General features: G+C 61.2%; 24 protein-coding genes. 13 read left to right on the forward strand and 11 right to left on the reverse strand.

Going from position 1 to position 25,151, the window contains the following annotated elements; translation table 11 throughout:
• The first annotated feature begins 42 nt into the window (after positions 1-42).
• The 8 genes from choW to ade all read left to right on the forward strand — a co-directional run bounded on the left by choW (position 43) and on the right by ade (position 9,316).
• Positions 43-888, forward strand: coding sequence for a choline ABC transporter permease subunit (gene choW, locus ACSQ9D_RS12560; protein ID WP_436282494.1), 846 nt, complete (start codon positions 43-45; stop codon positions 886-888).
• Positions 885-1,937, forward strand: a complete 1,053-nt coding sequence (choV, locus tag ACSQ9D_RS12565) for a choline ABC transporter ATP-binding protein (RefSeq protein ID WP_037118274.1) — start codon at positions 885-887, stop codon at positions 1,935-1,937. The genes choW and choV overlap by 4 nt, the downstream gene beginning before the upstream one ends.
• Before the next feature lie 31 nt (positions 1,938-1,968).
• Positions 1,969-2,721 carry a HugZ family protein gene (locus ACSQ9D_RS12570; protein ID WP_436282495.1) on the forward strand — a complete coding sequence of 251 codons (753 nt, stop codon included), beginning with the start codon at positions 1,969-1,971 and terminating at the stop codon, positions 2,719-2,721.
• 96 nt (positions 2,722-2,817) lie between these two features.
• A complete protein-coding gene (locus ACSQ9D_RS12575; protein WP_024313935.1) occupies positions 2,818-3,135 on the forward strand; it encodes an ArsR/SmtB family transcription factor in 318 nt (105 codons plus the stop codon).
• Positions 3,136-3,447: 312 nt separating this feature from the next.
• Positions 3,448-4,776: an aspartate aminotransferase family protein gene (locus tag ACSQ9D_RS12580; protein ID WP_436282496.1), complete on the forward strand. Its 1,329-nt coding sequence runs from the start codon at positions 3,448-3,450 to the stop codon at positions 4,774-4,776.
• A gap of 222 nt (positions 4,777-4,998) precedes the next feature.
• Positions 4,999-6,066, forward strand: a complete 1,068-nt coding sequence (locus ACSQ9D_RS12585; RefSeq protein ID WP_436282497.1) for an alpha/beta hydrolase family protein — start codon at positions 4,999-5,001, stop codon at positions 6,064-6,066.
• A gap of 298 nt (positions 6,067-6,364) precedes the next feature.
• Entirely contained in the window at positions 6,365-7,471 is a 1,107-nt protein-coding gene (locus ACSQ9D_RS12590) for a branched-chain amino acid ABC transporter substrate-binding protein (protein WP_436282498.1), read from the forward strand.
• 147 nt (positions 7,472-7,618) lie between these two features.
• A complete protein-coding gene (gene ade, locus ACSQ9D_RS12595; RefSeq protein WP_436282499.1) occupies positions 7,619-9,316 on the forward strand; it encodes an adenine deaminase in 1,698 nt (565 codons plus the stop codon).
• A 4-nt stretch (positions 9,317-9,320) separates the two neighbouring features.
• Here ade and bglA read toward each other — a convergent pair whose 3' ends face one another.
• Positions 9,321-10,970, reverse strand: a complete 1,650-nt coding sequence (bglA, locus tag ACSQ9D_RS12600; RefSeq protein WP_436282500.1) for a beta-galactosidase BglA — start codon at positions 10,968-10,970, stop codon at positions 9,321-9,323.
• A 66-nt stretch (positions 10,971-11,036) separates the two neighbouring features.
• Positions 11,037-11,219 carry a hypothetical protein gene (locus tag ACSQ9D_RS12605; RefSeq protein ID WP_436282501.1) on the reverse strand — a complete coding sequence of 61 codons (183 nt, stop codon included), beginning with the start codon at positions 11,217-11,219 and terminating at the stop codon, positions 11,037-11,039.
• 207 nt (positions 11,220-11,426) lie between these two features.
• On the opposite strand from ACSQ9D_RS12605, the gene ACSQ9D_RS12610 reads away from it, so the two are divergent.
• Both ACSQ9D_RS12610 and ACSQ9D_RS12615 read left to right on the forward strand, forming a co-directional pair.
• On the forward strand, positions 11,427-12,347 hold the full coding sequence (locus ACSQ9D_RS12610; protein ID WP_436282502.1) for a sugar kinase: 921 nt from the start codon (positions 11,427-11,429) through the stop codon (positions 12,345-12,347).
• A gap of 176 nt (positions 12,348-12,523) precedes the next feature.
• Positions 12,524-13,690, forward strand: a complete 1,167-nt coding sequence (locus tag ACSQ9D_RS12615; RefSeq protein WP_436283829.1) for a glycosyltransferase family 4 protein — start codon at positions 12,524-12,526, stop codon at positions 13,688-13,690.
• 5 nt (positions 13,691-13,695) lie between these two features.
• Here the strand turns inward: ACSQ9D_RS12615 and ACSQ9D_RS12620 are convergent, their stop codons facing one another.
• Positions 13,696-14,709, reverse strand: coding sequence for an alpha/beta hydrolase (locus ACSQ9D_RS12620; protein ID WP_436282503.1), 1,014 nt, complete (start codon positions 14,707-14,709; stop codon positions 13,696-13,698).
• A 161-nt stretch (positions 14,710-14,870) separates the two neighbouring features.
• Between ACSQ9D_RS12620 and ACSQ9D_RS12625 the strand changes: the two genes are divergently transcribed.
• A complete protein-coding gene (locus ACSQ9D_RS12625; RefSeq protein ID WP_436282504.1) occupies positions 14,871-15,308 on the forward strand; it encodes a MarR family winged helix-turn-helix transcriptional regulator in 438 nt (145 codons plus the stop codon).
• A gap of 13 nt (positions 15,309-15,321) precedes the next feature.
• On the opposite strand, the gene der is transcribed toward ACSQ9D_RS12625, so the two are convergent.
• The 3 genes from der to ACSQ9D_RS12640 form a co-directional block, all read right to left on the reverse strand.
• Complete coding sequence (gene der / locus ACSQ9D_RS12630; protein WP_436282505.1) at positions 15,322-16,746, reverse strand: ribosome biogenesis GTPase Der; 1,425 nt, start codon at positions 16,744-16,746, stop codon at positions 15,322-15,324.
• A 15-nt stretch (positions 16,747-16,761) separates the two neighbouring features.
• A complete protein-coding gene (locus tag ACSQ9D_RS12635; protein ID WP_436282506.1) occupies positions 16,762-17,445 on the reverse strand; it encodes a tetratricopeptide repeat protein in 684 nt (227 codons plus the stop codon).
• A gap of 103 nt (positions 17,446-17,548) precedes the next feature.
• Positions 17,549-18,133 carry an NnrU family protein gene (locus tag ACSQ9D_RS12640; protein ID WP_436282507.1) on the reverse strand — a complete coding sequence of 195 codons (585 nt, stop codon included), beginning with the start codon at positions 18,131-18,133 and terminating at the stop codon, positions 17,549-17,551.
• A 117-nt stretch (positions 18,134-18,250) separates the two neighbouring features.
• On the opposite strand from ACSQ9D_RS12640, the gene ACSQ9D_RS12645 reads away from it, so the two are divergent.
• Positions 18,251-19,249: a polysaccharide deacetylase gene (locus ACSQ9D_RS12645; RefSeq protein ID WP_436282508.1), complete on the forward strand. Its 999-nt coding sequence runs from the start codon at positions 18,251-18,253 to the stop codon at positions 19,247-19,249.
• Positions 19,250-19,348: 99 nt separating this feature from the next.
• On the opposite strand, the gene sbmA is transcribed toward ACSQ9D_RS12645, so the two are convergent.
• Both sbmA and ACSQ9D_RS12655 read right to left on the reverse strand, forming a co-directional pair.
• Complete coding sequence (gene sbmA / locus ACSQ9D_RS12650) at positions 19,349-20,614, reverse strand: peptide antibiotic transporter SbmA (RefSeq protein ID WP_436282509.1); 1,266 nt, start codon at positions 20,612-20,614, stop codon at positions 19,349-19,351.
• Positions 20,615-20,738: 124 nt separating this feature from the next.
• Positions 20,739-21,947 carry a YbfB/YjiJ family MFS transporter gene (locus ACSQ9D_RS12655; protein WP_436282510.1) on the reverse strand — a complete coding sequence of 403 codons (1,209 nt, stop codon included), beginning with the start codon at positions 21,945-21,947 and terminating at the stop codon, positions 20,739-20,741.
• Positions 21,948-22,075: 128 nt separating this feature from the next.
• Between ACSQ9D_RS12655 and ACSQ9D_RS12660 the strand changes: the two genes are divergently transcribed.
• Positions 22,076-22,645 (forward strand): PadR family transcriptional regulator, encoded by a 570-nt coding sequence (locus ACSQ9D_RS12660; RefSeq protein WP_037118309.1) that lies wholly within the window; start codon positions 22,076-22,078, stop codon positions 22,643-22,645.
• A gap of 4 nt (positions 22,646-22,649) precedes the next feature.
• Here ACSQ9D_RS12660 and map read toward each other — a convergent pair whose 3' ends face one another.
• The 3 genes from map to ACSQ9D_RS12675 form a co-directional block, all read right to left on the reverse strand.
• The gene (map, locus tag ACSQ9D_RS12665; RefSeq protein ID WP_436282511.1) at positions 22,650-23,408 is read right to left on the reverse strand and encodes a type I methionyl aminopeptidase; all 759 of its coding nucleotides are present in this window, start codon (positions 23,406-23,408) and stop codon (positions 22,650-22,652) included.
• 106 nt (positions 23,409-23,514) lie between these two features.
• On the reverse strand, positions 23,515-24,576 hold the full coding sequence (locus tag ACSQ9D_RS12670) for an LLM class flavin-dependent oxidoreductase (RefSeq protein ID WP_436282512.1): 1,062 nt from the start codon (positions 24,574-24,576) through the stop codon (positions 23,515-23,517).
• A gap of 151 nt (positions 24,577-24,727) precedes the next feature.
• On the reverse strand, positions 24,728-25,144 hold the full coding sequence (locus ACSQ9D_RS12675) for a DoxX family protein (protein ID WP_436282513.1): 417 nt from the start codon (positions 25,142-25,144) through the stop codon (positions 24,728-24,730).
• Positions 25,145-25,151 lie beyond the last annotated feature (7 nt).

The raw sequence follows: 25,151 nt of genomic DNA on the forward strand, positions 1-25,151 counted from the left end.
TTGTTTCACCTCGATCTTTGCTCTTTCGGATAGGCGCGCTCCTTGAATTGGATAACCGACTATAAAATTCCTATTGGCCCGCTCGCCAAATCGACCGTCGATTGGCTGACATCGAGCGGCGAATGGTTTTTCGACCGGCTTGCATTCGTGTTATCGCACGTTATCAATGCGTTGCTCTTCATTCTGCAAGCCCCGCATCCGCTCATCGTGCTGGCTGCGATCGTTGGGATCGCCTATTGGCTGCGCCGCTCGATCGGCGTCGCGGTCTTCACCCTGCTCGGCTTGCTGCTGATCATGAACCAGGGCTACTGGAAGGAGACGACGGAAACGCTGGCGCTCGTCCTGGCGTCGACGTTCGTCAGCATGGCGATCGGCATTCCGCTCGGTATCGCCGGGGCTCGACGCGCCTGGGTGTTTTCCATCATGCGGCCGGTCCTTGACCTTATGCAGACGATTCCGACCTTCGTGTACCTCATCCCAGCGCTCATTCTCTTCGGTCTCGGTATGGTCCCCGGCTTGATCGCCACTGTCATTTTCGCGATCCCGGCCCCGATCCGCCTGACGCGTCTGGGCATCATCTCAACGCCTCCATCCCTCGTTGAAGCCGCCGAATCGTTCGGCGCGACGCCGATGCAGGTGCTGCGTAAGGTCGAGCTTCCCTTCGCCATGCCGCAGATCATGGCCGGCCTCACGCAGACGATCATGCTGTCTCTCTCGATGGTGGTTATCGCCGCCCTTGTCGGCGCCGATGGTCTCGGAAAGCCGGTGGTGCGCGCGCTCAATACGGTCAACGTCGCCATGGGCTTCCAAGCGGGTCTGTGTATCGTCATTCTTGCGATTATTCTCGACCGCATGTTCCGTGCGACAGGTGAAGGAGAAGGCGTATGACCGCGGTCCGCTTCGACAACGTCAGCATCGTCTTCGGCGACAAGCCGGAAAACGCCCTCGCCTTGGCCGATCAGGGCAAGAACCGCGACGAGATCGGCGCTGCGACTGGCCTCGTCCTCGGCGTGGCGGATGCCTCGCTCTCGGTTCAGGAAGGCGAGATCCTGGTCCTCATGGGACTTTCGGGCTCCGGCAAGTCGACCCTGCTGCGTGCCGTGAACGGGCTGGCGCCCGTCGTGCGCGGCGCGGTGTCGGTCGCAACATCGAATGGGCTCTGCAATCCCTACAAGACCACTGCCAAGGGCTTGCGCGACTTGCGCATGCATACCGTTTCGATGGTCTTCCAGCAGTTCGCGCTTTTGCCGTGGCGCACCGTGGCGGAGAATGTCGGCTTCGGCCTTGAGCTCGCGGGCATGCCGGAAGCCGAGCGCAAGAAGCGCGTCGGCGAACAGCTCGAGCTCGTCAACCTGACGAAATGGGCCGACCGCAAGGTCAATGAGCTGTCCGGCGGCATGCAGCAGCGCGTCGGCCTGGCGCGTGCCTTTGCGACCGGTGCGCCGATCCTTTTGATGGACGAGCCGTTCTCGGCCCTCGATCCGCTGATCCGCACGCGCCTGCAGGATGAGCTTCTCGAGTTCCAGCGGCGGCTAAAGAAGACCATCCTGTTTGTCAGTCACGATCTCGACGAGGCGTTCCGCATCGGCAACCGCATCGCCATCATGGAGGGCGGGCGCATCATCCAGTGCGGCACCCCGCAGGAAATCGTCAAGAACCCAGCTGACCAGTACGTCGCCGATTTCGTCCAGCACATGAACCCGATCAGCATGCTGACGGCGCAGGACGTGATGCAGCCCGGGCTCGGTCATGCAGCGGCGGGCGCCAGCGTCAGCGGCACGGCGCGTGCCGAGACGCCACTGATCGACATTCTCGATGCGCTGTCGCGCCAGCCTGGCAGCATCGGCGTCGTGGAAAACGGCGCCATCGTTGGTACCATCTCGGCGCAGGATATCGTCGAAGGCTTGACCCAGCACCGGCGCAAAGAACAGGCTTGATCCCGCCGTCCGCTTCCGCCAGAAAGTGGACATGAAAGATCAAGCGTCCGTTCTCAGGGAAACGGACGGAGAAGCCCGCAAGCTCGCTCGCACCCTTCTCCGCTCCGCCCGCTACGCCGCAATTGCCGTTCTCGATCCCGGGACCGGCTTCCCCTTTGCGAGCCGCGTCCTCATCGGCACCGACATCGATGGCGTTCCCGTCATTCTCGTCTCTGGTCTGTCGACGCATACGCGCGCGCTCGACGCCGATCGTCGCGCCTCGCTGCTGACGGGTGAGCCTGGCAAGGGCGATCCGCTTGCCTATGCCCGCCTGACAACCCAATGCCTTGCCGAACCGGTCGAGCGCGACAGCTTGATCCACGCGCGAATTCGCAGCCGCTTCCTCAACCGCCATGCCAAGGCAAAGCTCTACATCGATTTCCCCGACTTCCGTTTCTTCCGGCTTGTGCCGCAGTCGGCAAGCCTCAATGGCGGTTTCGGTCGCGCCTATCTTCTTCAAGGCGACGACCTGACGATTCGATCCTCCGGCAGCGAGGCCGTGGCAGCGCAAGCCGACGCGATAGTGCGAGAATTGCTAGATAAGCGCCCCGATCTCGCCGCGACGATCGCAGCTGGCCTGAAGGCCGGTAACGGCGATTGGCGCATTTGTGGAGTCGATTGCGCCGGTTTCGATCTGATTTCGGGAGATTTTCTCTTGCGTTGCGAGTTTGACGCCGTCGCGCAGGGGGTTGAGGACGTTTATTCGCATATATCTAACATAAAATACGCAATACCTGAAATTTAGCTATATACAATCTTGACGCGGTATTGATAGTTTTCGCCGTCCGGCATTGAGCGGGAACATGCGTTTTTGAAATTAGTTTCACATCGGGAAGAAGATATGGACACAATCGATTTAACCGCCAACGCGAACGTTGCAGCTGCCTTGTTATCGGCCATGGCAAATCCGAAGAGACTCCTCATTCTGTGCAACCTCGTTAAGGGGGAAATCCCGGTCGGCGCGCTCGCGCAGCAGGTCGGTCTGAGCCAGTCGGCTCTCTCGCAGCACCTGTCCAAGCTGCGCGCGCAGAAGCTGGTAAAAACGCGCCGTGACGCCCAGACCATTTACTATTCCAGCAATTCCGAGCCGGTTCTCAGAATCCTTGAAGCCCTCACCGACATCTATGCCGTTCAGAGCCGCGCAAAATCTGCGGCGTAAGGACGCGCTGACATAATGTCAGCCTATAAGTCGCGCTGCCGAGGGGATGTATCCCGGAATAGTGCGGCATTTTATTTCAGCACCTGAGTATAGTTTTAGACCGGCAGGAATGCCGGTCTATTTTTTTGACATCGCGCTCACCGATCCGGCGGCAATGTCCAAGCCAGGTCGGCGACATTTGATCGTGGGCGACGCCCAGGCGGCAACGTCCGCGGCTTGACGCCCGGACAGGCGCTGATAATTTGACCGGGCAGTAAAAAACTGCCTCAGCCAATACCGGGAACGGCCTCCGAAACGGCCATGGAGAACAGCATGTCCAACCGCGTCAATACCACGCCAAACGACCTTCGGGCCTTTTGGATGCCCTTCACTGCGAACCGTCAGTTCAAGAAGGAGCCGCGTCTGTTCGTCGGCGCCAAGGACATGTACTACACGACCCATGATGGCCGTCAGGTGCTCGACGGCACCGCCGGCCTCTGGTGCGTGAACGCCGGCCATTGCCGGCCAAAGATCACCGAGGCGATCCGCGAACAGGCCGGCGAGCTCGATTACGCGCCGGCCTTCCAGCTCGGCCATCCCAAGGCCTTCGAGCTGGCCAACCGCCTTGTCGACATTGCGCCGGAAGGCATGGATCACGTCCTTTATACCAATTCGGGATCGGAATCGGTCGAGACCGCCCTCAAGGTCGCGCTTGCCTATCATCGCGTGAACGGCGATGGCTCGCGGTTCCGCCTGATCGGCCGCGAGCGCGGCTATCACGGCGTCAACTTCGGCGGCATCTCAGTCGGTGGCATCGTCTCCAACCGCAAGATGTTCGGCACGCTGCTGACGGGCGTCGACCACATGCCGCACACCCACCAGCCGGGCAAAAACGCCTTCACGCGCGGCCAGCCGGAGCATGGCGGCGATCTCGCCACCGAGCTCGAGCGTATCGTCACGCTGCATGACGCCTCCACCATCGCCGCCGTCATCGTCGAGCCGATCGCCGGCTCGACCGGGGTCCTGATCCCGCCGAAGGGCTACCTCAAGAAACTCCGCGAGATCTGCACCAAGCACGGTATTCTTTTGATCTTCGACGAAGTCATTACCGGCTTCGGCCGGCTGGGCGCGCCGTTCGCTGCCCAGTATTACGACGTCAAGCCTGATATGATCACCACCGCAAAAGGCCTGACCAACGGCGTCATTCCGATGGGCGCGGTCTTCGTGACCGCAGAGATCCATGACGCGTTCATGAACGGCCCGGAGCACATGATCGAGTTCATGCACGGCTACACCTACTCCGGCAATCCGATCGCTTCGGCAGCAGCGCTTGCCACGCTCGACACCTACAAGGAGGAAGGTCTGCTGAGCCGCGCTGCGGAACTCTCCGACTACTGGGCCGACGCGCTGCACTCCCTGAAGGATTGCCCGAATGTCATCGACATCAGGAACACCGGTCTGATCGGCGCCATCGAACTAGACCCGATTGCCGGCGAGCCGACCAAGCGCGCCTTCACGGCCTTCCTGAAAGCCTACGAGAAGGGCCTGCTGATCCGCACCACCGGCGACATCATCGCGCTCTCGCCGCCGCTGATCATCGAGAAACACCACATCGACGAACTCTTCGGAAAACTGCGCGAAATTCTGCAAAACAACATCTGATATCGGCGACGGTAGAGTGCCGCCTTTCAATCCTCTCCCCTTCCAGGGGGAGAGGCATCAAACGCGATGAGCACAATTCACGCGATGACCGACCACCGCCTTGCTCGTCATCCACCGAATGACAAATCTGCATAAAGCCAAGACCTGAATCGCGTTACGGGTCTCCGCCACCGCATTTCTCCGCCAGAAAGGACACATTCCTTTCGATCGGGGATCATTGCCATGTGCACGAGACTGCTTGCGCTTTTCTTTCTGTTGCTCGTCACATTCTCTGCCTATCCAGCCTCTGCTGCGACGGGCTTTCGCGAAATGACCATCCCGGGCACTGAGAGCGATCATCCTTTGCATCTCAGCCTCTGGTATCCCACAGGTTCCGACACTGAACCGGCAAAGCTTGGCGAGACGCCTGCCTTTGTCGGCCTCCCCGTCATCCGGGATGCCGACCCCGCGCCCGGCCCGCATCCTCTGGTTATTCTCTCGCATGGCTACGGCGGAAGCTGGCGCAATCTCGCCTGGCTCGCCAGCGAACTCGTCGACCGAGGTTATGTCGTGGCCGCACCAGATCACCCCGGCACGACCACCTTCGACATGAGGCCGGCGGACACCGTGAGGCTCTGGAAGCGCCCCACTGACATCAGCCGGGCAATCGATGCCGTCCTTGGCGACGCAACACTCAGCGGCGGCGTTGCAGCCAACCGCATCGCCGCCATCGGCCATTCACTTGGCGGATGGACCGTCGTCGAACTCGCCGGCGGCCGCTTCGACGCCGAGGGCGTGATGACAGACTGCTTGGCGCAGTTTAGCGCCATCTATTGCAAGATCTTCGCCGCACTCGGCGTTGGCCGCGATCCGGCAGCCACCGCAGCACTTGGCGCGGATCTCAGCGACAGCAGGCTCGGCGCGATCGTGACCCTCGACCTCGGCCCTGCGCGCGGGTTCACCCCACAGAGCCTCGCTGCAGTGCAGATACCCGTGCTTGTCCTTAGCGCCGGAAAGAACATTGATACGCAGACGGCGGAAAGAGCAGACATCGCAGCGACCAACAAGGACTCGTTCTATCTGGCCGGGCACCTGCCTTCGGCAACGACGCAATTTACTCTGGTTGCTGGCGCACTGCATTTCAGCTTCATGCAGCTCTGCAAGCCGGGCGCAGCCGCACTGATCGAGGAAGAGGCGCCTGGTGAAAGCATCGTCTGCCGGGATGCAGCTGGCGCCAATCGACAATCGATCCACAGGCAGGTCAGCGACATGATCCTTGCCTTTCTAGAAAGAGCGCTTCCGGCGAAATAGATGGCGCAGCGGAACAGTCGGATTCGCGGATTTTCTTGTCAAGAATCGTGATTCCGGCGCAGCCCATTCCAGAATTCGTCAAAAGTGGCGATCGATTTGCTATCTTCTTGCTTAATCGCCGTGAAATTCCTAAGAAACTTGCTACGCACTCGCCGAAGCCAAATATGGAAGGCGGGTGTCTCGGCCGCGCAGCTGCTCATCGTCTCTTGGCGCATCCCCGCAAGGGTTGTTGTACGATCTGGGTTCGCCGCTGCGGTGCTCAAATCGCGGGTTTGAAACCCACCCAAGGAGAAAGAAAATGAGTCTGAAGACTTTGTCGGGCGCGACCCTCGTCGCCTCCCTTGCCTTTGCGCCGCTCGCCCATGCAGACATCACTATTGGCCTTATCGCGCCACTGACCGGTCCGGTCGCTGCCTACGGCGATCAAGTGAAGAATGGCGCGCAGGCCGCTGTTGACGAGATCAACAAGAAGGGCGGCATCCTCGGCGAAAAAGTCATCCTCAAATATGCCGACGATGCCGGCGAGCCCAAGCAGGGCGTTTCCGCTGCAAACCAGATCGTCGGCGACGGCATCCGCTTCGTCGTCGGCCCGGTCACCTCAGGCGTCGCGATCCCGGCATCCGACGTTCTCGCCGAGAACGGCGTGCTGATGGTCACCCCGACCGCAACTGCCCCGGACCTGACCAAGCGCGGGCTTGCCAACGTCCTGCGCACCTGCGGTCGTGACGACCAGCAGGCCGAAGTCGCTGCCAACTACGTCCTGAAGAACTTCAAGGACAAGCGCGTCGCGATCATCAACGACAAGGGCGCTTACGGCAAGGGTCTGGCAGACGCCTTCAAGGCCACGCTGAACGCCGGCGGCATCAAGGAAGTTTTCGACGACTCGCTGACGCCAGGCGACAAGGACTTCAGCGCGCTGACCACTCGCCTGAAGGCCGAGAAGGTCGACGTCGTCTATTTCGGTGGCTATCACCCGGAAGGCGGCCTCTTGGCCCGCCAGCTGCATGACCTCTCCGTCAACGCCGTCATCATCGGCGGCGACGGCCTCTCGAACAGCGAGTTCTGGAACATCGGCACCGATGCGGCCGGCGGCACGATCTTCACCAATGCGGTGGACGCAACCAAGAGCCCGGACTCCAAGGCAGCCTCCGACGCGCTTGCCGCCAAGAGCATTCCGGCTGAGGCCTTCACGCTCAACGCCTACGCCGCAGTCGAAGTCCTGAAGGCAGGCATCGAGAAAGCCGGCAGCGCCGAAGATTCCGAAGCAGTCGCCAAGGCGCTGAAGGGCGGCGAGCCGATCTCGACGGCAATCGGCAAGCTGACCTACGGCGAAACCGGCGACCTGACTTCGCAGAGCTTCGCACTCTACAAGTGGGAGGGCGGCAAGATCGTTCCGGCTGAGTAAGTCTTTCGATCTCTTCGATTTTTTGCCGGGCGTCGGTTTGTGGCGCCCGGTTTCATTTGTGTGAACAGGCATCCCACTGCAGCAAGCCAATCTCGCTTTGTCGCGCACATCGGCTATAACTGGACAAACGCCAGCACGAGGATGCCCATGACCGCCAAGCTCGAACGCCTCATCGACCAGGGAACGGGCCGCCTGCCTGCCGATATCGTGCTGAAAGGCGGACGCTTCTTCGATCTCGTGACCGGCGAACTTGTGGCATCGGATATCGCCATCGCCCAGGACCGCATCGTCGGCACATGCGGCAACTACGATGGCGAAACCGAAATCGATATCTCAGGCAAGATCGTCGTGCCTGGTTTCATCGACACGCATCTCCATATCGAGTCCTCGCTGGTGACGCCGCACGAGTTCGACCGCTGCGTCCTGCCCTATGGCATTACCACCGCCATCTGCGATCCGCATGAGATCGCCAATGTCCTTGGCACTGAAGGCATCCAGTACTTCCTGGATTCCTCCCTCGAGACGATCATGGACATCCGCGTCCAGCTTTCCTCCTGCGTGCCCGCCACGCATCTGGAAACATCGGGCGCCGATCTGCCGATCGAACGGCTCCTTCCATTTCGCAGTCACCCGAAGGTCATCGGCCTTGCCGAGTTCATGAACTTCCCCGGCGTGATCCACAAGGATCCCATCTGCATGGCCAAGCTCGACGCCTTCCAGGGCGAGCATATCGACGGCCACGCGCCCCTGCTCTCGGGCAACGACCTGAACGGCTATCTCGCCGCCGGCATCCGCACGGAGCACGAATGCACGAGCGCTGCCGAAGCGCTGGAAAAGATCCGCAAGGGCATGCACATCCTCGTGCGTGAAGGCTCCGTGTCGAAAGACCTCGCCGCGCTGATGCCGATCATCACCGAGCGTCTGTCGCCGTATCTGGCGCTCTGCACCGACGACCGCAATCCGCTGGACATTGCCGAGCACGGCCATCTCGACTACATGATCCGCACCGCGATCAAGAACGGTGTCGAGCCGCTGGCCATCTACCGCGCCGCATCGATCTCTGCTGCGCGTGCCTTCGGGCTGAGAGATCGCGGCCTCGTCGCCCCCGGCTGGCGCGCGGACCTCGTGGTCATCGACAGCCTGGCAAACTGCCGCGCCGACATCGTCTTTGCAGCCGGACGCCAGGTGACAGCGGAGCTTTTTGCAGCGCGCAAGCCGGTGGAGCCGGTCGGCCTCGACAGCGTTAAAGCCCGGCCCGTCAACGCCGCCCATTTCGGCGTCCCGGTAGCCGATGGCGAAACGCCTGTCATCGGCGTCACCCCCGGCAAGATCATCACCGAACATCGCCGCTACCGGCTTCCGGTGAAGGGCAACCAGACCGATGTCGATCTTGGCAACGACATCATCAAGGTCGCCGTCATCGAGCGGCACGGCAAGAACGGCAACCACGCCAACGGCTTCGTCCAGGGCTTCGGTCTCAACAAGGGCGCGATCGCGTCAACCGTCGGCCATGACAGCCACAACATCTGCGTCGTCGGCGTCAGCGAGGATGACATGGCGCTCGCGGCCAACCGTCTCAGCGAAATCAAGGGCGGCTTCGTGGTCGTCGAGGACGGCAAGGTCACCGGCGAGATCGCCTTGCCCGTTGCCGGGCTGATGAGCCTCGAGCCCTACGAGACGGTGCGCGACACGCTCCACCGTCTACGCCAAGCCGCCTATGCGCTCGGCACGACGCTGGAAGAACCCTTCCTGCAGGTCGCCTTCCTGCCGCTGCCGGTCATCCCGCACCTGAAGATCTCAGACCGCGGAATGGTGGATGTCGACACGTTCGCGTTGATCGGGTGAGTGCCTAGCCCGCTACCCGTGCGCAGAACGCATCCAATGCTGCGAGCTTGATCGGCCCGGTTCCAATCACCGCCTCGAAACCCGGCATCGCCAGGCGTTCTCCGATCACCATTCTTGCCGGTGGCACGAACTGTGCCGGCTTGCGCGTCAGGTTGAAGACGAAGAGCAGCTTCTCGCTTCCCTTCTGTCGCGTGAAGGCCAGAAGGTCCTGATTGGTCCCGATGAATTCCATCGTCCCGTCAAGCAGCGCCGGGTGGCTTTTGCGGAATTCGAGCGTCTGCCTGTAGTGATGCAGCACCGAATGCGGGTCGTTTTCCTGCGTATCGACCGAAAGAGCCGCCTGCTCGTAAGGCACAGGCAGCCACGACCTCTGCGCACCCGTGAAGCCGGCATGCGCCTTGGCAGCCTCCCAGGGCATCGGCGTGCGGCACCCGTCGCGTCCCTTGAAGGCCGGCCAGAAGCGGATGCCGTAGGGGTCACGCAGATCCTCGAAAGCAAGCTCGGCCTCCGGAAGCCCCAGTTCCTCGCCTTGATAGAGGCAAATCGAGCCGCGCAATGTTGCCAGCACCGACAAGGCGAGCTTGGCGATGACAGGCCGCTCCGCTTCCGTCCTGGCAAAGCGGCTGACATGGCGGTTGACGTCGTGGTTCGAGAAGGCCCAGCAGACCCATCCATCCGCAACCGATTTCTGGAAGGCGTCGACGCAACTGCGGATATGGGTGGCGGTGAAATCCGGCCCGAGCAGATCGAAAGTGTAGCACATATGCAGTTTGTCGCCGCCGCCCGTATAGGCGGCCACAGTCTTCAATGAGCGGGCGCCGTCGCCAACCTCGCCGACCGCCGTGCGCGCCTCGTAACGGTTAAGCAAAGCCCGGAACCGCTGGAGGAAACCGATATTCTCCGGCTGCGTCTTGTCATAGAGGTGGTTCTGCATGCCGTAGGGGTTCGTATCCGGTGCATCAAGGCCGGCATCGCTCTCGTCGGGCGCGTGCGCAGGGTTGTCGCGAAGCAGCTTGTCGCAGAAGTAATAATTGACCGTATCGAGGCGGAAGCCGTCGACGCCGCGGTCGAGCCAGAACTTCACCGTGGCAAGCACGGCATCCTGAACCTGCGCGCTGTGGAAGTTGAGATCCGGCTGCGAGGTCAGGAAGTTGTGCTGGTAATACTGCCGGCGTACGCCATCCCATTCCCATCCCGGCCCGCCAAAGATCGAGAGCCAGTTGTTGGGCGCGGTGCCGTCGGGCTTCGGATTGGCCCAGACATACCAGTCCGCCTTGGGATTGGTCCGGCTCGAGCGGCTCTCGACGAACCAGGGATGAACGTCCGACGTATGGGAGATCACCTGGTCAATGACGACCTTGATGCCGAACCCGTGAGCCGCCGTCATCATCTCGTCGAAGTCGGCAAGCGTGCCGAAAATCGGATCGACATCGCAATAGTCCGAAACATCGTAGCCCATATCGGCCATGGGCGACTTGAAGAACGGCGACAACCAGATGGCATCGACACCGAGGCTGGCGATATAGGGCAATCGCCGGGTGATGCCCCTCAGGTCGCCTAAGCCATCTCCGTTCGTATCCTGGAAGGAACGCGGATAAACCTGATAAATCACAGCACCGCGCCACCAGTCCGCCGTCTTGTCCGCAACCGACATCAGTCGTTCCTCTCCTGCATCATCTTATGGTGCCCACACTAAAGCGGGAGAGACAAAAAACAACCTTCAGCCGGGATCGGCCGCGCAGCCGTGCTTCTGCATCTTGCGCCTGATCTTTTCGCGCTTCTTCATGTCTTTGCTCGGCAGCTTTCCGCCCGTCACATTGCGCTCCATGACGGCAAGCGTCGCGCAGTCCATCTTGCGCCCCTTTCCGCCACCGCCGTGCCCATAAGCCAACGTCGCCGACATGATTGCTGCAGCTCCAATCGACACAGCCAGAGGAAATCTTGTAACCGCACGCATGGGTTCGCTCCGGGAGATCCTGCCGCTTTGCAATATGCGCTTCCTGTTCGAGCCAGGCAATTTCGAGGAAGGATGCAGCCGCCGCCAGTTCGTAGCTTGTCAGGAAGGTGCTCTGCGCGTATCAGCGAAACGGGAAATTCAGGGAGGTTTTCTGTGAGCGGGCGTTTTCTATCGATCGGTGAATGCATGGTGGAGCTTTCGCAGGCCGGCGCTGGTCTGCTGCGCAAGGGCTTTGCCGGCGATACGCTGAACACGGCCTGGTATGCCCGCGCCTGCCTGCCGGCCGATTGGTCGGTGGAGTATTTTACCGCGCTCGGCGACGAACCTACGTCCGATGAGATGATCGCCTTCTTCAAGGAAGCCGACATCGGTACCGAGTTTATAGCGCGCATAAAGGGCAAGGCGCCCGGCCTCTACATGATCAGCCTGAAGAATGGCGAACGCTCCTTCAGCTATTGGCGAGACAACTCCGCGGCCCGCCAACTCGCGGCCGACGCAGAACTCCTGCGGGAGGCGATCGAGGCCTGTGACGTCATCTATTTCTCCGGCATCACGCTTGCAATCCTGTCACGCAATGACGCCGACACGTTGCTGGCCGAGGTCCGCCGCGCCAAGGCGGCCGGCAAGCTTGTCGCCTTCGACCCCAACATCCGCCCACGTCTCTGGTCGAGCTACGACGTGATGCATGCGACGATCAGCGAAGGCGCGCGCGCCGCCTCCCTCGTCTTGCCGAGCTTCGATGACGAGGCCACTCACTTCGGCGACGTCTCGATATCGGCAACGATTAAGCGATATCGCACGCTCGGGGCGACCGACGTCGTCGTCAAGAATGGTGCCGAGGGTGCCACGCTGAGTTTCGATGGCGTGGAGAGCTTCGTTCCCGCCGAAAAGGTCGAGCAGGTGGTCGACACGACAAGTGCCGGCGACAGTTTCAATGGCGCATTTCTCGCGCGCTATCTCGAGACCAAGGACGCGCCGGCCGCTGCGGCATTTGCGGCAAAGGTCGCCGCTCGCGTGGTCAGCGAACACGGCGCCCTCGTCGCACGGGAAAAGCTCGGCTTGAAGACGACCTGAGCAGCAACGAGCCCCGCAAAAGACCGCAGTCTGTCGGCGCAATGCGACTGTAATATTTCCATCATCGACGACCGCCAGAATGAGGAGCGCGGGAATCGAGTCTCCGGGCCCGCCCGGAATTGAGCCGGCGCCACTGCGGGCGCGTCATGGATGGAATTGGGGGCGTGCTGCAACGTATGTCGGATGTTGGAAGCGACGAAAGCCGGGCCGTGTCTCGGTTGGGCGTGGCGGAACGGCTCGTTATTGTCAGCGATGCCTGGCATCCGCAGGTCAATGGCGTCGTTCGCTCGATCGAGAACACCAATCGCGAACTGGCGAAGATGGGGATCGAAGTGGCGATGGTGACGCCGCAGGGCTTTCACAGCATCCCCTGCCCCACCTATCCCGAAATTCGTCTTTCGATCGCCAACTATCGCCGCGTCGCGCGCGAGATCGAAAAGCACATGCCGTCCTACGTACACATCGCGACGGAAGGCCCTCTGGGTCTCACGGCGCGGCGCTGGTGCCTGAGGAACCGCATGCCGTTTTCCACCAGCTATCACACGCGCTTTCCGGAATATGTCTCGGCGCGCCTGCCCGTGCCGAAGAGCTGGCTTTATGCTTTCGTCCGCTGGTTCCACAATTCCGGCGCCGGCTGCATGGTCGCAACCCCCAGTCTTGCGCGTGAACTCTCCGAAAAGGGTATTAGAAACCTGATGCCATGGAGCCGAGGCATCGACGCGAACCAGTTCCGCCCGATGCCACTGGAGGCGGCGCCGTTCGGCCTGCCCCGCCCAATCTTCATGACGGTTGGCCGGGTGGCGCTGGAAAAGAACCTTCCGGCATTTCTGGATCTCAATCTGCCCGGAACGAAGGTCGTCGTGGGTGACGGACCCGCCCGCGCCGAACTCGAGAAGCGCTACCCGAATGTACTTTTCACCGGTCTGAAAGTCGGCGAGGAACTGGCAAGGGCTTATGCCCAGGCCGACGTCTTCGTCTTCCCATCGCTGACGGATACGTTCGGCAATACGATCTTGGAGGCGCTCGCCTCCGGCGTTCCCGTCGCTGCCTATCCCGTGACCGGCCCACTCGACATCATCGGCGAGGACAACGAGGTCGGCGCACTCGACAACGACCTGAGGACAGCCTGCTTGGCGGCTCTGTCTGCTTCGCGCCAAAAGGCGCGCGAACTGGCCCTGCAATATTCGTGGGAAGCTGCGACCACGCAGTTCATCAACAACATTCGCGCCGCCAATGGCGTCATCACGCCAAAATGGAAAAAGGCTTGGCAATTTGCCGCCAAGTCGTTGCCAAGAACGAAGAAGCCCGGCGAAACCTCCGGGCCTATCTCGTCTGGAACCTGATCCCGTTATTTCCCGAGCGCGTCGCGCAGCGTCTGGTTGGCGACGGAAATCGCGCTGCGCACCGCCGGTGTCTCGGCAATGGCGTTGAGAAGCACGAAGTCGTGGATCGTCCCGTTATAGCGGATCGAGGTCACCTTCACGCCGGCCTGGCTCAGCTTCCGGCCATAGGCCTCACCTTCGTCGCGCAGCACGTCGTTCTCATCGGTGATGATCAGTGCCGGTGGCAGGCCGTTCAGCTGATCGAGCGATGCCTGCAGCGGTGAAGCAGTCGGTTCCTTGCGCTTGGCTTCATCGGGCAGATACGCGTTCCAGAACCACTTCATCGCTTGCTTCGTCAGCCACGGACCGTTGGCGAACTCGTTGTAGGAGCCGGTCTCGAAGTTGGCGTCGGTCACCGGATAGAAGAGAACCTGTTGATCGATCGCCGGGCCGCCGCGCTCCTTGGCAAGCAGGGTGACTGCCGCCGTCATGTTGCCGCCCACGCTATCGCCGGCCACCGCCAGGCGGCTTGCGTCGACATTGAATTCCTTCTCATGCGCGGCAACATATTTGGTCGCGGCGTAGGCCTGCTCGATCGCGATCGGATAGCGCGCCTCCGGCGAGCGCTCGTAGTCAACGAAGACGACGGCGGCCTTGGCGCCATTGGCGATTTCGCGCACGAGGCGGTCATGCGTGTCGGCATCGCCAAGAACCCAACCGCCGCCGTGGAAATACATCACCACAGGAAGCTTGCCCTTTTCACCTTCAAGACGAACGATGCGCAACTTGATGCTGCCGGTCGGACCGGCCTTGATCGTCACGTCTTCTTCCTTCGCCGCGAGCTTCTTGACGTCACCCTTCTGCGCGCCAGCAAGCACGCCACGGGCGTCGGAGGGAGACAGCGTATAAATCGGCTTGGCACCGGCCAGCGCGTCGATGAACTTTTGGGTCGTCGGTTCCAATACCGGATCGGCAGCGGCGCCGAAGGTGGTGGCTGCCAGGAGAGTTGCTGCGCAGACTGCGGTCTTTACGGTCGACATTGTTCTGTCCTTTCGGGTGCGGTTCGTCGTGAACACGGATTTCATGTATCGCGCGATTATTTATTGCGCGATATAAAACTCGACATAGCTCCCATGCGAAAAACTTCATTGCGATTATTTATCGCGCGATATACCGTTGCACAATTTTGGAGATCACAGACATGAGCGACGATCTGAACCTCGACGATTTCGTCTGCTTCGCGCTTTACACCGCGAACCACGCTATGAACCGCGTCTACAAGCCGCTGCTTGACGCCCTGGACCTCACATACCCGCAATATCTGGTGATGGTCACTCTCTGGAAGGAAGACGGTCAGACCGTCGGCGGCATTGGTGGGAAGCTGCTCCTCGAGTCGAGCACCCTCACCCCGCTTCTTAAGCGCCTGGAGGCGATAGGCTACATCAAGCGCGAGCGTGGCAAGGACGATGAGCGCGTGGTCATCATCCGCCTGACCGGGCAAGGCCGGGAACTCAGAAAACGAGCGGCGGCCATCCCCCGCTGCATCGCCGAGGCGTCAGGCCGGGAATTCGCGGAATTGAAGCGGCTTGGGGCGGACGTCATCGCACTGCGCGACGCGCTGCAACGCAAAACGGCCTAAACTGCACTGCCGACTAGGTCCGTCTCTTCTTCGACTCGTACGGATTGTCAGGCGAGCGGTAGTGGATGCGGATCGGCACGCTCGGCATGTCGAAATCGGCACGCAGGCCATTGATCAGATAACGCGTATAGGATTCCGGCAACGCGTCCGAACGCGTGCAGGAAATCATGAAGGCCGGCGGGCGCGCCTTCACCTGCGTCATGTACTTGAGCTTGATGCGCCGGCCCGAGACTGCCGGTGGCGGGTGCTGCACCTGCTGCTGTTCCAGCCAGCGATTGAGGCGCGCCGTCGAAATGCGCTTGTTCCAGACCTTGTCCGTATCGATGATCGACTGCATCAGCTTGTCGAGACCACGCCCCGTCTGGCCGGAGATCGGCACGGCGCGGATGCCGCGCGCCTGCGGCAGCAGCCGGTCGGTCTTTTCGCGCAGATCGGCCAAAACCGCCTGCGCATCCTCGATCATGTCCCACTTGTTGAAGGCGAGCACGGCAGCACGGCCCTCACGCAACACCAGATCGACGATGTGCAGGTCCTGTTTCTCGAACGGGATCGTCGCGTCGAAGACGACGACGACGAGTTCGGCAAAACGGATGGCGCGCAGCGCATCGGCGACCGAAAGCTTTTCCAGCTTCTCGATCACCTTTGCCTTGCGGCGCATGCCTGCCGTGTCGAACATCTTGATCGTGCGGCCGCGCCAGTCCCACTCGACGGAGATGGAATCGCGCGTGATGCCGGCTTCCGGCCCGGTCAAAAGCCGGTCTTCGCCGAGGAAGCGATTGATCAGCGTCGACTTGCCGGCATTCGGGCGGCCGACGATTGCCACGCGCAGCGGCTTGCTGTCGTCGTAAGCGGGCTCTTCCTCTTCCTCGCCGTCGGCACCGGTCGACTGCGGGATATCGACATCAGTGACGGCGACATCGTCCTTCGGCGGAAACGCACGCTCCTCGCCAAGCGCCGCAACGATCGCGTCGCGCAGGTCGAGCATACCCTGTCCGTGTTCGGCCGAAATCGGCGTGGGCTCCCCGAGGCCCAGCGAGTAGGCATCATAGAAACCAGCGTCGGAGCCACGCGCTTCGGACTTGTTGGCGACCAGGATCACCGGTTTGCCGCGACGGCGCAGCATTTCGGCGAGCGCCGTATCGACAGGCGTCAGACCGGTCTTGGCATCGACGACGAACAGCGACAGATCGGCTTCGTCAATCGCGGCCTCGGTCTGCGCGCGCATCCGCCCCTGCAGGCTCTCTTCGTGGGCCTCCTCAAGGCCAGCGGTGTCGACGATGGTAAAGCGCAGGTCGACCAGCCGCGCGTCGCCGGGGCGGCGGTCGCGGGTGACACCCGGCGTGTCATCGACGAGCGCCAGCTTCTTTCCAACCAAGCGGTTGAAGAGCGTCGACTTGCCAACATTCGGGCGACCGACGATGGCGACCGTAAAGCTCATTGAAATTCCTTACATTCAGCCCTGTGCGGCGGGCGCCTTGCCGGATGCGGTGATGTTATCAAGCATCATCTGGGCACGATTGGCAACATTGCGCGGGCTCTGCGCATCATCGGCGATCGCCTGGAACCATTGGCGCGCCTGCGTCATGTTGCCGGCCTTATAGGCGGCAAGGCCGAGTGCCTCGCGGGCGGAGTGACGGAAGGCGTTGCCGGGAACAGCCATTTCCTCGACATGGGCGGAAACCTGATCGTAGGCGCCACCTTCGATCAGCAGCCAGCCGGCACGCATCTTGGCGGCATCGCGAACGGCTGCCGGTGCTGCGTTGTCCTTGCCGATCACGTCGAAGGCGGCAACGGCACCTGATGTATCGCCCTTCTGCGCCAGAACGGTGGCTGCGCGCATCCGCGCCAGGATCGGGTAAGCTCCGTGACCTTCCTTCTCCAGCTTATCGAGCGCGGCCAGCGCCTCGTCGTTCTTGTTCTCGTCAGCAAGCTTCATGGCGGCAATGAACTGGTCGCCCGTGCCGGAGGACTGGTTATCGTCCCAATACTCATAGACCTTGTAGCCGACGGTACCGAGGACGATCAGGACGGCTAGCGCAATCAGGTAGCGGCCGAACCGGCGCCATGCGCCCTTCACTTGGTCGGATCGCAGTTCCTCATTGACTTCACGAATGAAGCTGTCGTCGTTGAATGCCATTCTCGTCTCCGGCCGCGGATATGCTTCGTCATGCGGGTTGCACGCACATTGTGGGCCTTCTACCCCATTTTTCAGCAGTTGTAAGGGGGATTGGAAAGATTCGTCACATAACGATCGGAGCCACGCCAATCAACAGCTCGTGCAGCTTGAACATGATGAGCGCCCAGGCAACGACGCCGATGATCACGGCATAGAGATCATACTTTGCCGAGACGAAAGGACGAAGGGTGAGCTCGCCGGCGCGCTCGCGGCGTTTCAGGGCAATGCGGAGAATGACACCCCAGGCGAGGAAGGCACCGAACAGCAGCACCGAGGCCGTCTCGCCGTTGGCCAAGAGGTGCGAGAAAGCCCAGATCTTCACCGACAACACCATGGGATGCTTGGTCTTGACCGCGATATGCCCCGCCGGCAGCAGCGAGGCGACCAGACAGATCATGGCGAGCAGCATCAGCGTCAGGGTGATGTGCGCCATCCATACCGGCGGAGTGTAGAGCATGCCAGTCACCTGGCGCGCCTGACCAAAGCCGTAGATCAGCAAGATCAGCGAGAGGATGCTGACAATGGAGTAAGCGATCTTCCAGCCGCGCTCGCCAAGGCTGTCGATCATGGACTGTCGAAGGCCGGGCGCAATGACGCGGATCAGATGAAGCCCGAGGAAAATGATGATCCCGACGATTAGCAATGTCATGGCGATCTCCTGTGCGTTTTCCGAGACTTAGCCGTAGCCGGCGAAAAACGCCAGCGTCACCCAAGCTTCGCCGCATTTCTGTAACAGGAAAGCCGCAAACAAATTGTCGCGGTGTCCATGTTTCGTTCGTTTTTCAAAGCCTCCCTCGCTCTTTCTTTGTTCATTCCCGGCGCAGCGGGCGCCAACGACCAGCCGAAGCAGCTGGTGATGATCTCGTTCGACGGTGCGCACGACAACGCGCTCTGGCAGAAAAGCCGTGAGATGGCCGCGAAGAACGGCGCGCATTTCACCTACTTCCTTTCCTGCACCTTCTTGATGAACCAGGCCGCCAAAAAGGCCTATCAGGCACCGCACCAGAAACAGGGCAAGTCGAATGTCGGCTTCGCCCAGAGCGACGACGAAATCCGCGAGCGGCTCGGCAATATCTGGCACGCCCACCTCGAGGGCCACGACATCTCGAGCCATGCCTGCGGCCATTTCGACGGGCGGCAGTGGAGCGAGGCCGACTGGTCGAAGGAATTTTCGACCTTCCATGCCACGCTGAAGAACGCCTGGAAGAGCGTCGATCTCGAAGAGCCGAACGGCTGGCAGGACTTGGTCGACCATGGCATCCGTGGCTTTCGTGCACCCTACCTCTCGGCAACGCCGGGCGCAGACATGATCGCTGCGGAAAAGAAGGCTGGCTTCACCTATGACGCAAGCCTGGTGACGAAGGGACCGGCCGTTCCGGTCGAGGAAGCCGGCATCGTCCGTTTCGGCTTGCCGCTGATCCCTGAGGGCCCGCGCGAGAAGCCGATTATCGGCATGGACTACAACCTGTTCGTTCGACACTCCAACGGCACCGAGGACAAGGCCGATTCGAAGGCGTTCGAAGACCGCTCCTATGCGGCCTTCAAGGAGGCATTCGACAAGCAATATTCAGGCAAACGCATGCCGCTGCAGCTCGGCTTCCATTTCGTGGAGATGAACGGCGGCGCTTATTGGCGCGCGCTCGACCGGCTTGTCAGCGATGTCTGTCGCCGCGCCGATGTCGCCTGCGTCAGCTATTTTGAGGCGATCCCGATGATCGAGGCGCGCGGCAAATTGCTGCCGCAGACGCAGACCTCGGGGCTCTAAGCGAGCATTGCGGCGCCTTGCACCCCGTGTGCTTGCAGCGCATGAAAAACGCCGCCCGTCAGCCTGACGCGCGGCGTTTGTCTTTACCGAACGACAGCGTTAGCCGTCGGCGTGGATGATGCCTGCCTCGCGCTCCAGATAGCGCTGGTCGATATCAGGCAGCGGCTCGCCCTCGATCGCGGATTCGAAGGTGCGCAGGCGCTTGTAGATCGACAAGAGTTCAACGATCGTCGTCCAGGAGTTGACGAGATACTGGAACGAGCCGCGCACCTGATCGAAGACATTGTTGATCTGCGTCAGCAGGCCGAGCGTCAGCTTGCCGGCCACGATCGACGGCACGAGCACGATCAGGCTGAACAGGTTGTCGGCCTGCAGATAGAAAATGCGGGCGACGTTGAAATACATGTAGTGGAAATAGAGCCGGAAATAGTTGCGGCGCACATTGGCGAAGAGTTCGGCCACCGTCGGCGGCGTCGCCCGGTCGGCATGGTCTTCGCCGTAGACGAGTTCCTTGCGGTAGGATGCTTCGACGCGCTGGTTGCGGAACTCCAACCCCGGCAGCTTGATGCCGACGAGCCCGAGGAAGACAGTGCCGAAGATCGACCAGAAGAGCGCTGCCCAGACGAGCGCATGCGGCACCTCGCCGATCAGCGGCAGCTCGGTGATGTTGGAGCCGATCTTGAACAGCACGGGCAGGAAGGCGATCAGCGTCATGACCGAGCTGACGAGACTGACGCCGAGGCTTTCAACCGTCGAGGAGAAGCGCATCGTGTCTTCCTGAACACGCTGCGAGGCACCCTCGATGTGTCGAAGCTTCGGCCAGTGCGCCATGTAGTATTCGTTCATCGCCGTGCGCCAGCGGAAAATCCAGTGGCTGACGAAGAAGAGATTGAGGACACCGACGGTGATCGCCACGAAGGCGATGCCGGCAAAGCCCAGCATGCCGAGATAGAGCTGCGCTGCGGTGACCGGTGCCGTTTTCGCGAGAGCCTGCTGAATGAGATCGTAAAACGGTCCGTACCATGCATTGATGGCAACGCTCACCTGAACCGAAAAATAGGTATTGAAGATGATCAGTGCGGAGCCCAGCACCGACCACATCTGCCAGCGGTGCGGGTTATAGGTGAACCAGAAGCTGGCAAAGAGCGCGACCGCCAACACATAGTAGATGTAGAACCACAGGAACGGGGCAGACCAGAAGACAGACACACCAATCGGCGCCTCCTGACCTGACGCCAGGGGCGGCAGGCCAACCACCGCACCGAGGCCGGAACCCACGAAATACCAAAAGAGAACGGCAAGAAGCGCCCAAGCAACAGCTGAGATGAAGAAGAGGCTAGGCTTGGGGAAGTAGGATACGAACACGGGAGAGGTTGCTTTCCTGAACTGGAGTCTTCGGAGTCTCTAAACAGACCAATTGCGGCGAAAACTACGGCAGTTCGCAAAGAGCGGCAATGGGCTCACCCCATTGTTACGCACTTGTAACGCGCTATGACAATGTCCTGGCGACCGGTGTCACCAGCGCCGCGCACACCAGCAGCGCCGCGGCCGCGGCATAGGTCGGCGTCGTGAAGCTGCCGGTTTGCTCGGCCATCCACCCCGCGACAATGGGGCCGATGATCTGCCCGACTCCGAATGCTGCCGTCATCGTCGCGAGTATCCGGCGCGGGCTGGCCGGGGAAAGTTTGCGGCCGATCTGCAGGCCATAAGCGGTAATGGCGAGGAAGGTTGCTCCAAACAGCGCGCCACCGATGAGCGGCGCTACCGAATGCGGCAGGAGAACGGTTGCCAGCACGCCGACCGCCTCGATGAGCAACGCGGCCACGTACACCTTCCCCAGTCCCAGCAAGCGCACGAACGGCTTCCAGGCAAAGAGCGCCACCGAAGCGGTCAGACCGGCGATGAACCAGCAAAGAAACTCAACGATCGGCCCGGCAGCATCCATGCGCGCGATCGTGACCAGAAACGTGCCGGTGATCACATAGCCGAACCCGAACAGGCCATAAGATGCCGTCACAAGCAGCATCGGTGGGCTCCAGACGATCCGCGGTTCCTTGCCGGTCTGTGCCGCGGCAGCCGGGCCTGCCGGCAGCAACCACCAGACCGCCATCAGGCTGACTGCCGAATAGACGGCACCGCCGATAAAGGACGCTCGCCACGCCTCGGCGCTCCCGTGATAAAACAGCCCGATCAGCAGCACCATGACGGACGAGAGCGCGATACCGGCGCCTGGGCCACCGAAATGCGCTGCCTGCACATGGTCGTTGCCAGCGATCGCGCCGTGGCTGAGCACGATCTGCGAACTGAAAACGAGAGCGAAGGCGCTGGCAACGCCGGCGAGGAAACGGATGACGGCAAAGGCCGGAACGGATGTCGTCATGGCCATCGCTGCAAGGAGGACCGCCGTTGCCGCAAGAGCAAGGAGCGCGACCTTGCGCTCGCGTCCTGTTGCCCAGCCATAGGCGGCCAGAACGGCGCCGACGAGGTAACCGACGAAATTCGCTGAGGCGATAAAGCCCGCATCTGCGGCCGAAAGCGGCACGCCACTGATCATGCTCGGCAGGATCGGCGTGTAGGAAAAACGGCCGAACCCCATGGCGGCTGCCATGGCGATGGCGCCTGCCAGCCCTGTTCGGAACAGGTTTTCGGAGAAGGTGTCATTGCGTGCCAACATGGTCTGCTTATCGCGCTGCAACATGACGCCGACAATCAAGATTTTCTGATCGATCGATCAATTGCACGAAATCATCGCTTCGCTCCTTGAACGTGATTATCTTAAGATATATGTTTTAAGACATAGTGAAAGATACATCAAAGGAGTGACCTATGAGAGGTTTTAGAGGCGGAATGATGGGTGGCGGCGGCTTTCGCATGGGGCGGAAATTCGCGTCAGGCGACTTGCAACTGGTGATTCTGGCCCTGCTGGTGGAACAACCCCGCCACGGCTACGAGCTGATCAAGCTTTTGGAAGAGCGCTCAGGCGGCTTCTATGTTCCGAGCCCCGGCGTCATCTATCCGGCGCTGACTTACCTGGAGGAAACCGGTCTTGCCGATGTCGAGAGCGAGGGCGCCAAGAAGCTCTATAGCATCACCGAGAGCGGCCGCAGGCTCGTCGAGGAGAACCGCACGATGATCGACGTGACGCTCGGCAAGTTGGAGGGGATTGCTTCGAAGATGGCGCATGTCCGCAAGATCTTCGACCCCGAAAGCCGCGTTGGCGAACGAGACGATGACGGCTTTCCGGACGACAAGAGCGAAGTTGCGGCGGCGCGCATGTTGCTGAAATCCGCGCTTCGGCTGCGCTATCCCTGGTCGAAGGATGAAGCCAAGCGCATCGCCGGCATTCTCGAACGCGCGGCCGGCGAAATTCTTGCCGGCGGCCGTTCGGGCGACTAACGCCTCAGGCGCCGCCTTCCGGCAGCGTCAGGATGACAGGACCATTTCGCGTGGCGACGATCGTGTGCTCGTATTGCACGGTCGGTGCCTGCGGGTCCGCGTAGAGCGTCCAGGCATCGTCGCCTCCCTCCGCCCATGTTGCGCCGAGCGAGAGGAAAGGCTCGACCGTGAAGACAAGGCCTTCCGTTATCATCCGCTTCTCGGATGGATCCGGCCAGGTCGAGAGCTCTGCCGGCTCTTCGTGTAGCGAACGGCCGATCCCGTGGCTCGCCAGGTTGGCGACAAGCGTATAGCGGTTCTTCACGGCAAAGGCGCCGACCGCCTGGCCGATCTTGGCGAGCGGCTCGCCTGATTTCACCTGGTTGAGACCGACCCACAGCGCCCGCTTGCCGTCGCGGCAGAGCTTCTCGATCTTCGACTTGTGCGGCGCAAGACTGAAGGACGCGCCAGTATCGGAAAAGAAACCGTCCTTTTCCGCCGATACGTCGATATTGACGAGGTCCCCCGGACGAATGACGCGCTGGCCAGGAATGCCGTGGGCGATTTCCTCGTTGACGCTGATGCAGGTCGCACCGGGAAACTGGTAGCAAAGTTCGGGCGCGGACCGCGCACCGGCTTCCTCCAGCACTTTGCGGCCGATCTGATCGAGTTCCAGCGTCGTGATACCGGGTTCAAGCGATGCGCTCATCACCTGCAAGGCATTGGCGCAGATGCGGCCGATTTCCTTCAGCTTGAGGAGTTCGTCTTCGCTTTCAATGATCATGGATCTCTACCCGGCCTTCTTCGGCCGGTCGGCCGGCTCTCGATCAGGATGAGAGCACGACTGCGTTCGGAATCCAATTCATCCTTTACGGCATCATGCTCCAGCTTCAGGCGGTGGCTTTCGCCTCTTCGCCGCTTTCAGTCAATGCCTTTCTGACGATCGGCGCGACTTTCGTGCCATACAATTCGATGCCGCGCATGATCTGGTCGTGCGGCATCAGGCCGATGGCCATCTGCAGCAGAAAGCGGTCATTCTTAAACAGCCGGTGATGCGCGATGATCTTCTTCGCCACCAGTTCCGGCTCTCCCACGAAGAGCGCGCCGTTGGGTCCGCGCGACATGTCGAAATGCGCCCGGTTCGTCGGTCCCCAGCCGCGCTCGCGGCCAATCCGGTTCATGACCTCAGCCTGCGGACCGTAGAACTGGTCCGCGGCAGCGTCCGTCGTATCCGCAATGAAGCCGTGCACGTTGATGCTGGTCTTGAGCTTTAACGCCTCCTGCCCGGCCCGGCGCGCCGCCTCGCGGTAGAGATCGAACAACGGCGCGAAGCGCCGCGGCTCACCGCCGATGATAGCCAGTGCTACTGGCAAGCCCATCGCGCCTGCACGCGCCAGGGATTGCGGCGTGCCGCCGACGGCGATCCATAAAGGCAAGGGATCCTGCAACGGCCGCGGATAAACCCCGCGCCCATTGATCGGCGCACGCAGTTCGCCCGACCAGCTGACCGTCTCGTTGTCGCGCAGGGTCACCAGCAGGTCGAGCTTTTCCTGAAACAGCTGGTCGTAGTCTTCCAGATTGTAGCCAAAGAGCGGAAAGGACTCGATGAACGAGCCTCGCCCCGCCATGATCTCGGCACGCCCATTGGAAAGCAGGTCGAGTGTCGCGAACTGCTGGAAGACCCGCACCGGATCATCCGAACTGAGCACGGTCACGGCGCTGGTCAGCCTGATATTCTTGGTTTTCACGGCAGCGGCGGCCAAGGCGACGGCGGGAGCGGAAGCCGCATAGTCCGGCCGGTGGTGCTCGCCCAGTCCGAACACATCGAGCCCGACCTGGTCGGCGAGTTCGATTTCCTCGATCAGATGCTTCAGACGCTCAGCCCCTTCCTCGCCCTTGCTTCGGCTCGGATTCGGGTTCACGTCGGCAAAGGTGTAGAGGCCTAGTTCCATGGCTCGCATCCCGTTGAATTCACTGATGGAGATAAGGATGGCGCAGCCCTGGTGCAAATACAAATTCTGGAACCGATCGTTCGAGAATATCGATAGGCAGCATCGCCGCGACCCCGGCCGCGGCGAAATTCCGAACCTGAAATCAACGACTTCAGACCTTGAATGGAATCATTTTCCGAAGGACTTCGTATCTGAGATAAAGGCCACCCCAGGCAATCAGCCCGAGATAGACCCCGAACAGCAGGTGCGAAAAGATCGGGCTTCCCACCCGCAGATGCGTCGCGATCGCGCCGCCGAGCAAACCCGTAAGCAGGATTGCCCCGAGCACCGACGTCCGCGGTATTGCATAAAGAAGTGCGCACAACAGCGTCACGATACCGAGACCTCGGGCAAGCATCGGATCGCCCGAATAGCCGAGCGCAGTCATCGTCTCAGTGACCGGCGCGATCGGCACCAGCTTGATCGCCCCGTCGAAAACGAGGAAGGCAATGATCAACCCGCTCATCACCGTGCCGGTCACGGTTTGCCAACGCGGAAGCCCCGCATGTGATTCAATAATTGCAGACATGCCTGTA

It is taken from the genome of Rhizobium sp. LjRoot258 (genome assembly GCF_964254185.1).
In the GTDB taxonomy this organism is placed as follows: domain Bacteria; phylum Pseudomonadota; class Alphaproteobacteria; order Rhizobiales; family Rhizobiaceae; genus Rhizobium.

Excerpts from the sequence above, each read along its gene's own strand:
- ACSQ9D_RS12635 (WP_436282506.1), bottom strand. The coding sequence starts at position 17,445 with ATGGCATTCAACGACGACAGCTTCATTCGTGAAGTCAATGAGGAACTG.
- ACSQ9D_RS12580 (WP_436282496.1), top strand. The coding sequence starts at position 3,448 with ATGTCCAACCGCGTCAATACCACGCCAAACGACCTTCGGGCCTTTTGG.
- ACSQ9D_RS12660 (WP_037118309.1), top strand. The coding sequence starts at position 22,076 with ATGAGAGGTTTTAGAGGCGGAATGATGGGTGGCGGCGGCTTTCGCATG.
- choV (WP_037118274.1), top strand. The coding sequence starts at position 885 with ATGACCGCGGTCCGCTTCGACAACGTCAGCATCGTCTTCGGCGACAAG.
- ACSQ9D_RS12655 (WP_436282510.1), bottom strand. The coding sequence starts at position 21,947 with ATGTTGCAGCGCGATAAGCAGACCATGTTGGCACGCAATGACACCTTC.
- ACSQ9D_RS12570 (WP_436282495.1), top strand. The coding sequence starts at position 1,969 with ATGAAAGATCAAGCGTCCGTTCTCAGGGAAACGGACGGAGAAGCCCGC.
- der (WP_436282505.1), bottom strand. The coding sequence starts at position 16,746 with ATGAGCTTTACGGTCGCCATCGTCGGTCGCCCGAATGTTGGCAAGTCG.
- ACSQ9D_RS12675 (WP_436282513.1), bottom strand. The coding sequence starts at position 25,144 with ATGTCTGCAATTATTGAATCACATGCGGGGCTTCCGCGTTGGCAAACC.
- ACSQ9D_RS12625 (WP_436282504.1), top strand. The coding sequence starts at position 14,871 with ATGAGCGACGATCTGAACCTCGACGATTTCGTCTGCTTCGCGCTTTAC.
- ACSQ9D_RS12615 (WP_436283829.1), top strand. The coding sequence starts at position 12,524 with ATGTCGGATGTTGGAAGCGACGAAAGCCGGGCCGTGTCTCGGTTGGGC.
- ACSQ9D_RS12640 (WP_436282507.1), bottom strand. The coding sequence starts at position 18,133 with ATGACATTGCTAATCGTCGGGATCATCATTTTCCTCGGGCTTCATCTG.
- ACSQ9D_RS12590 (WP_436282498.1), top strand. The coding sequence starts at position 6,365 with ATGAGTCTGAAGACTTTGTCGGGCGCGACCCTCGTCGCCTCCCTTGCC.
- bglA (WP_436282500.1), bottom strand. The coding sequence starts at position 10,970 with ATGTCGGTTGCGGACAAGACGGCGGACTGGTGGCGCGGTGCTGTGATT.
- ACSQ9D_RS12605 (WP_436282501.1), bottom strand. The coding sequence starts at position 11,219 with ATGTCGGCGACGTTGGCTTATGGGCACGGCGGTGGCGGAAAGGGGCGC.
- map (WP_436282511.1), bottom strand. The coding sequence starts at position 23,408 with ATGATCATTGAAAGCGAAGACGAACTCCTCAAGCTGAAGGAAATCGGC.
- ACSQ9D_RS12585 (WP_436282497.1), top strand. The coding sequence starts at position 4,999 with ATGTGCACGAGACTGCTTGCGCTTTTCTTTCTGTTGCTCGTCACATTC.
- ACSQ9D_RS12670 (WP_436282512.1), bottom strand. The coding sequence starts at position 24,576 with ATGGAACTAGGCCTCTACACCTTTGCCGACGTGAACCCGAATCCGAGC.
- ACSQ9D_RS12645 (WP_436282508.1), top strand. The coding sequence starts at position 18,251 with ATGTTTCGTTCGTTTTTCAAAGCCTCCCTCGCTCTTTCTTTGTTCATT.
- ACSQ9D_RS12575 (WP_024313935.1), top strand. The coding sequence starts at position 2,818 with ATGGACACAATCGATTTAACCGCCAACGCGAACGTTGCAGCTGCCTTG.
- ade (WP_436282499.1), top strand. The coding sequence starts at position 7,619 with ATGACCGCCAAGCTCGAACGCCTCATCGACCAGGGAACGGGCCGCCTG.
- ACSQ9D_RS12620 (WP_436282503.1), bottom strand. The coding sequence starts at position 14,709 with ATGTCGACCGTAAAGACCGCAGTCTGCGCAGCAACTCTCCTGGCAGCC.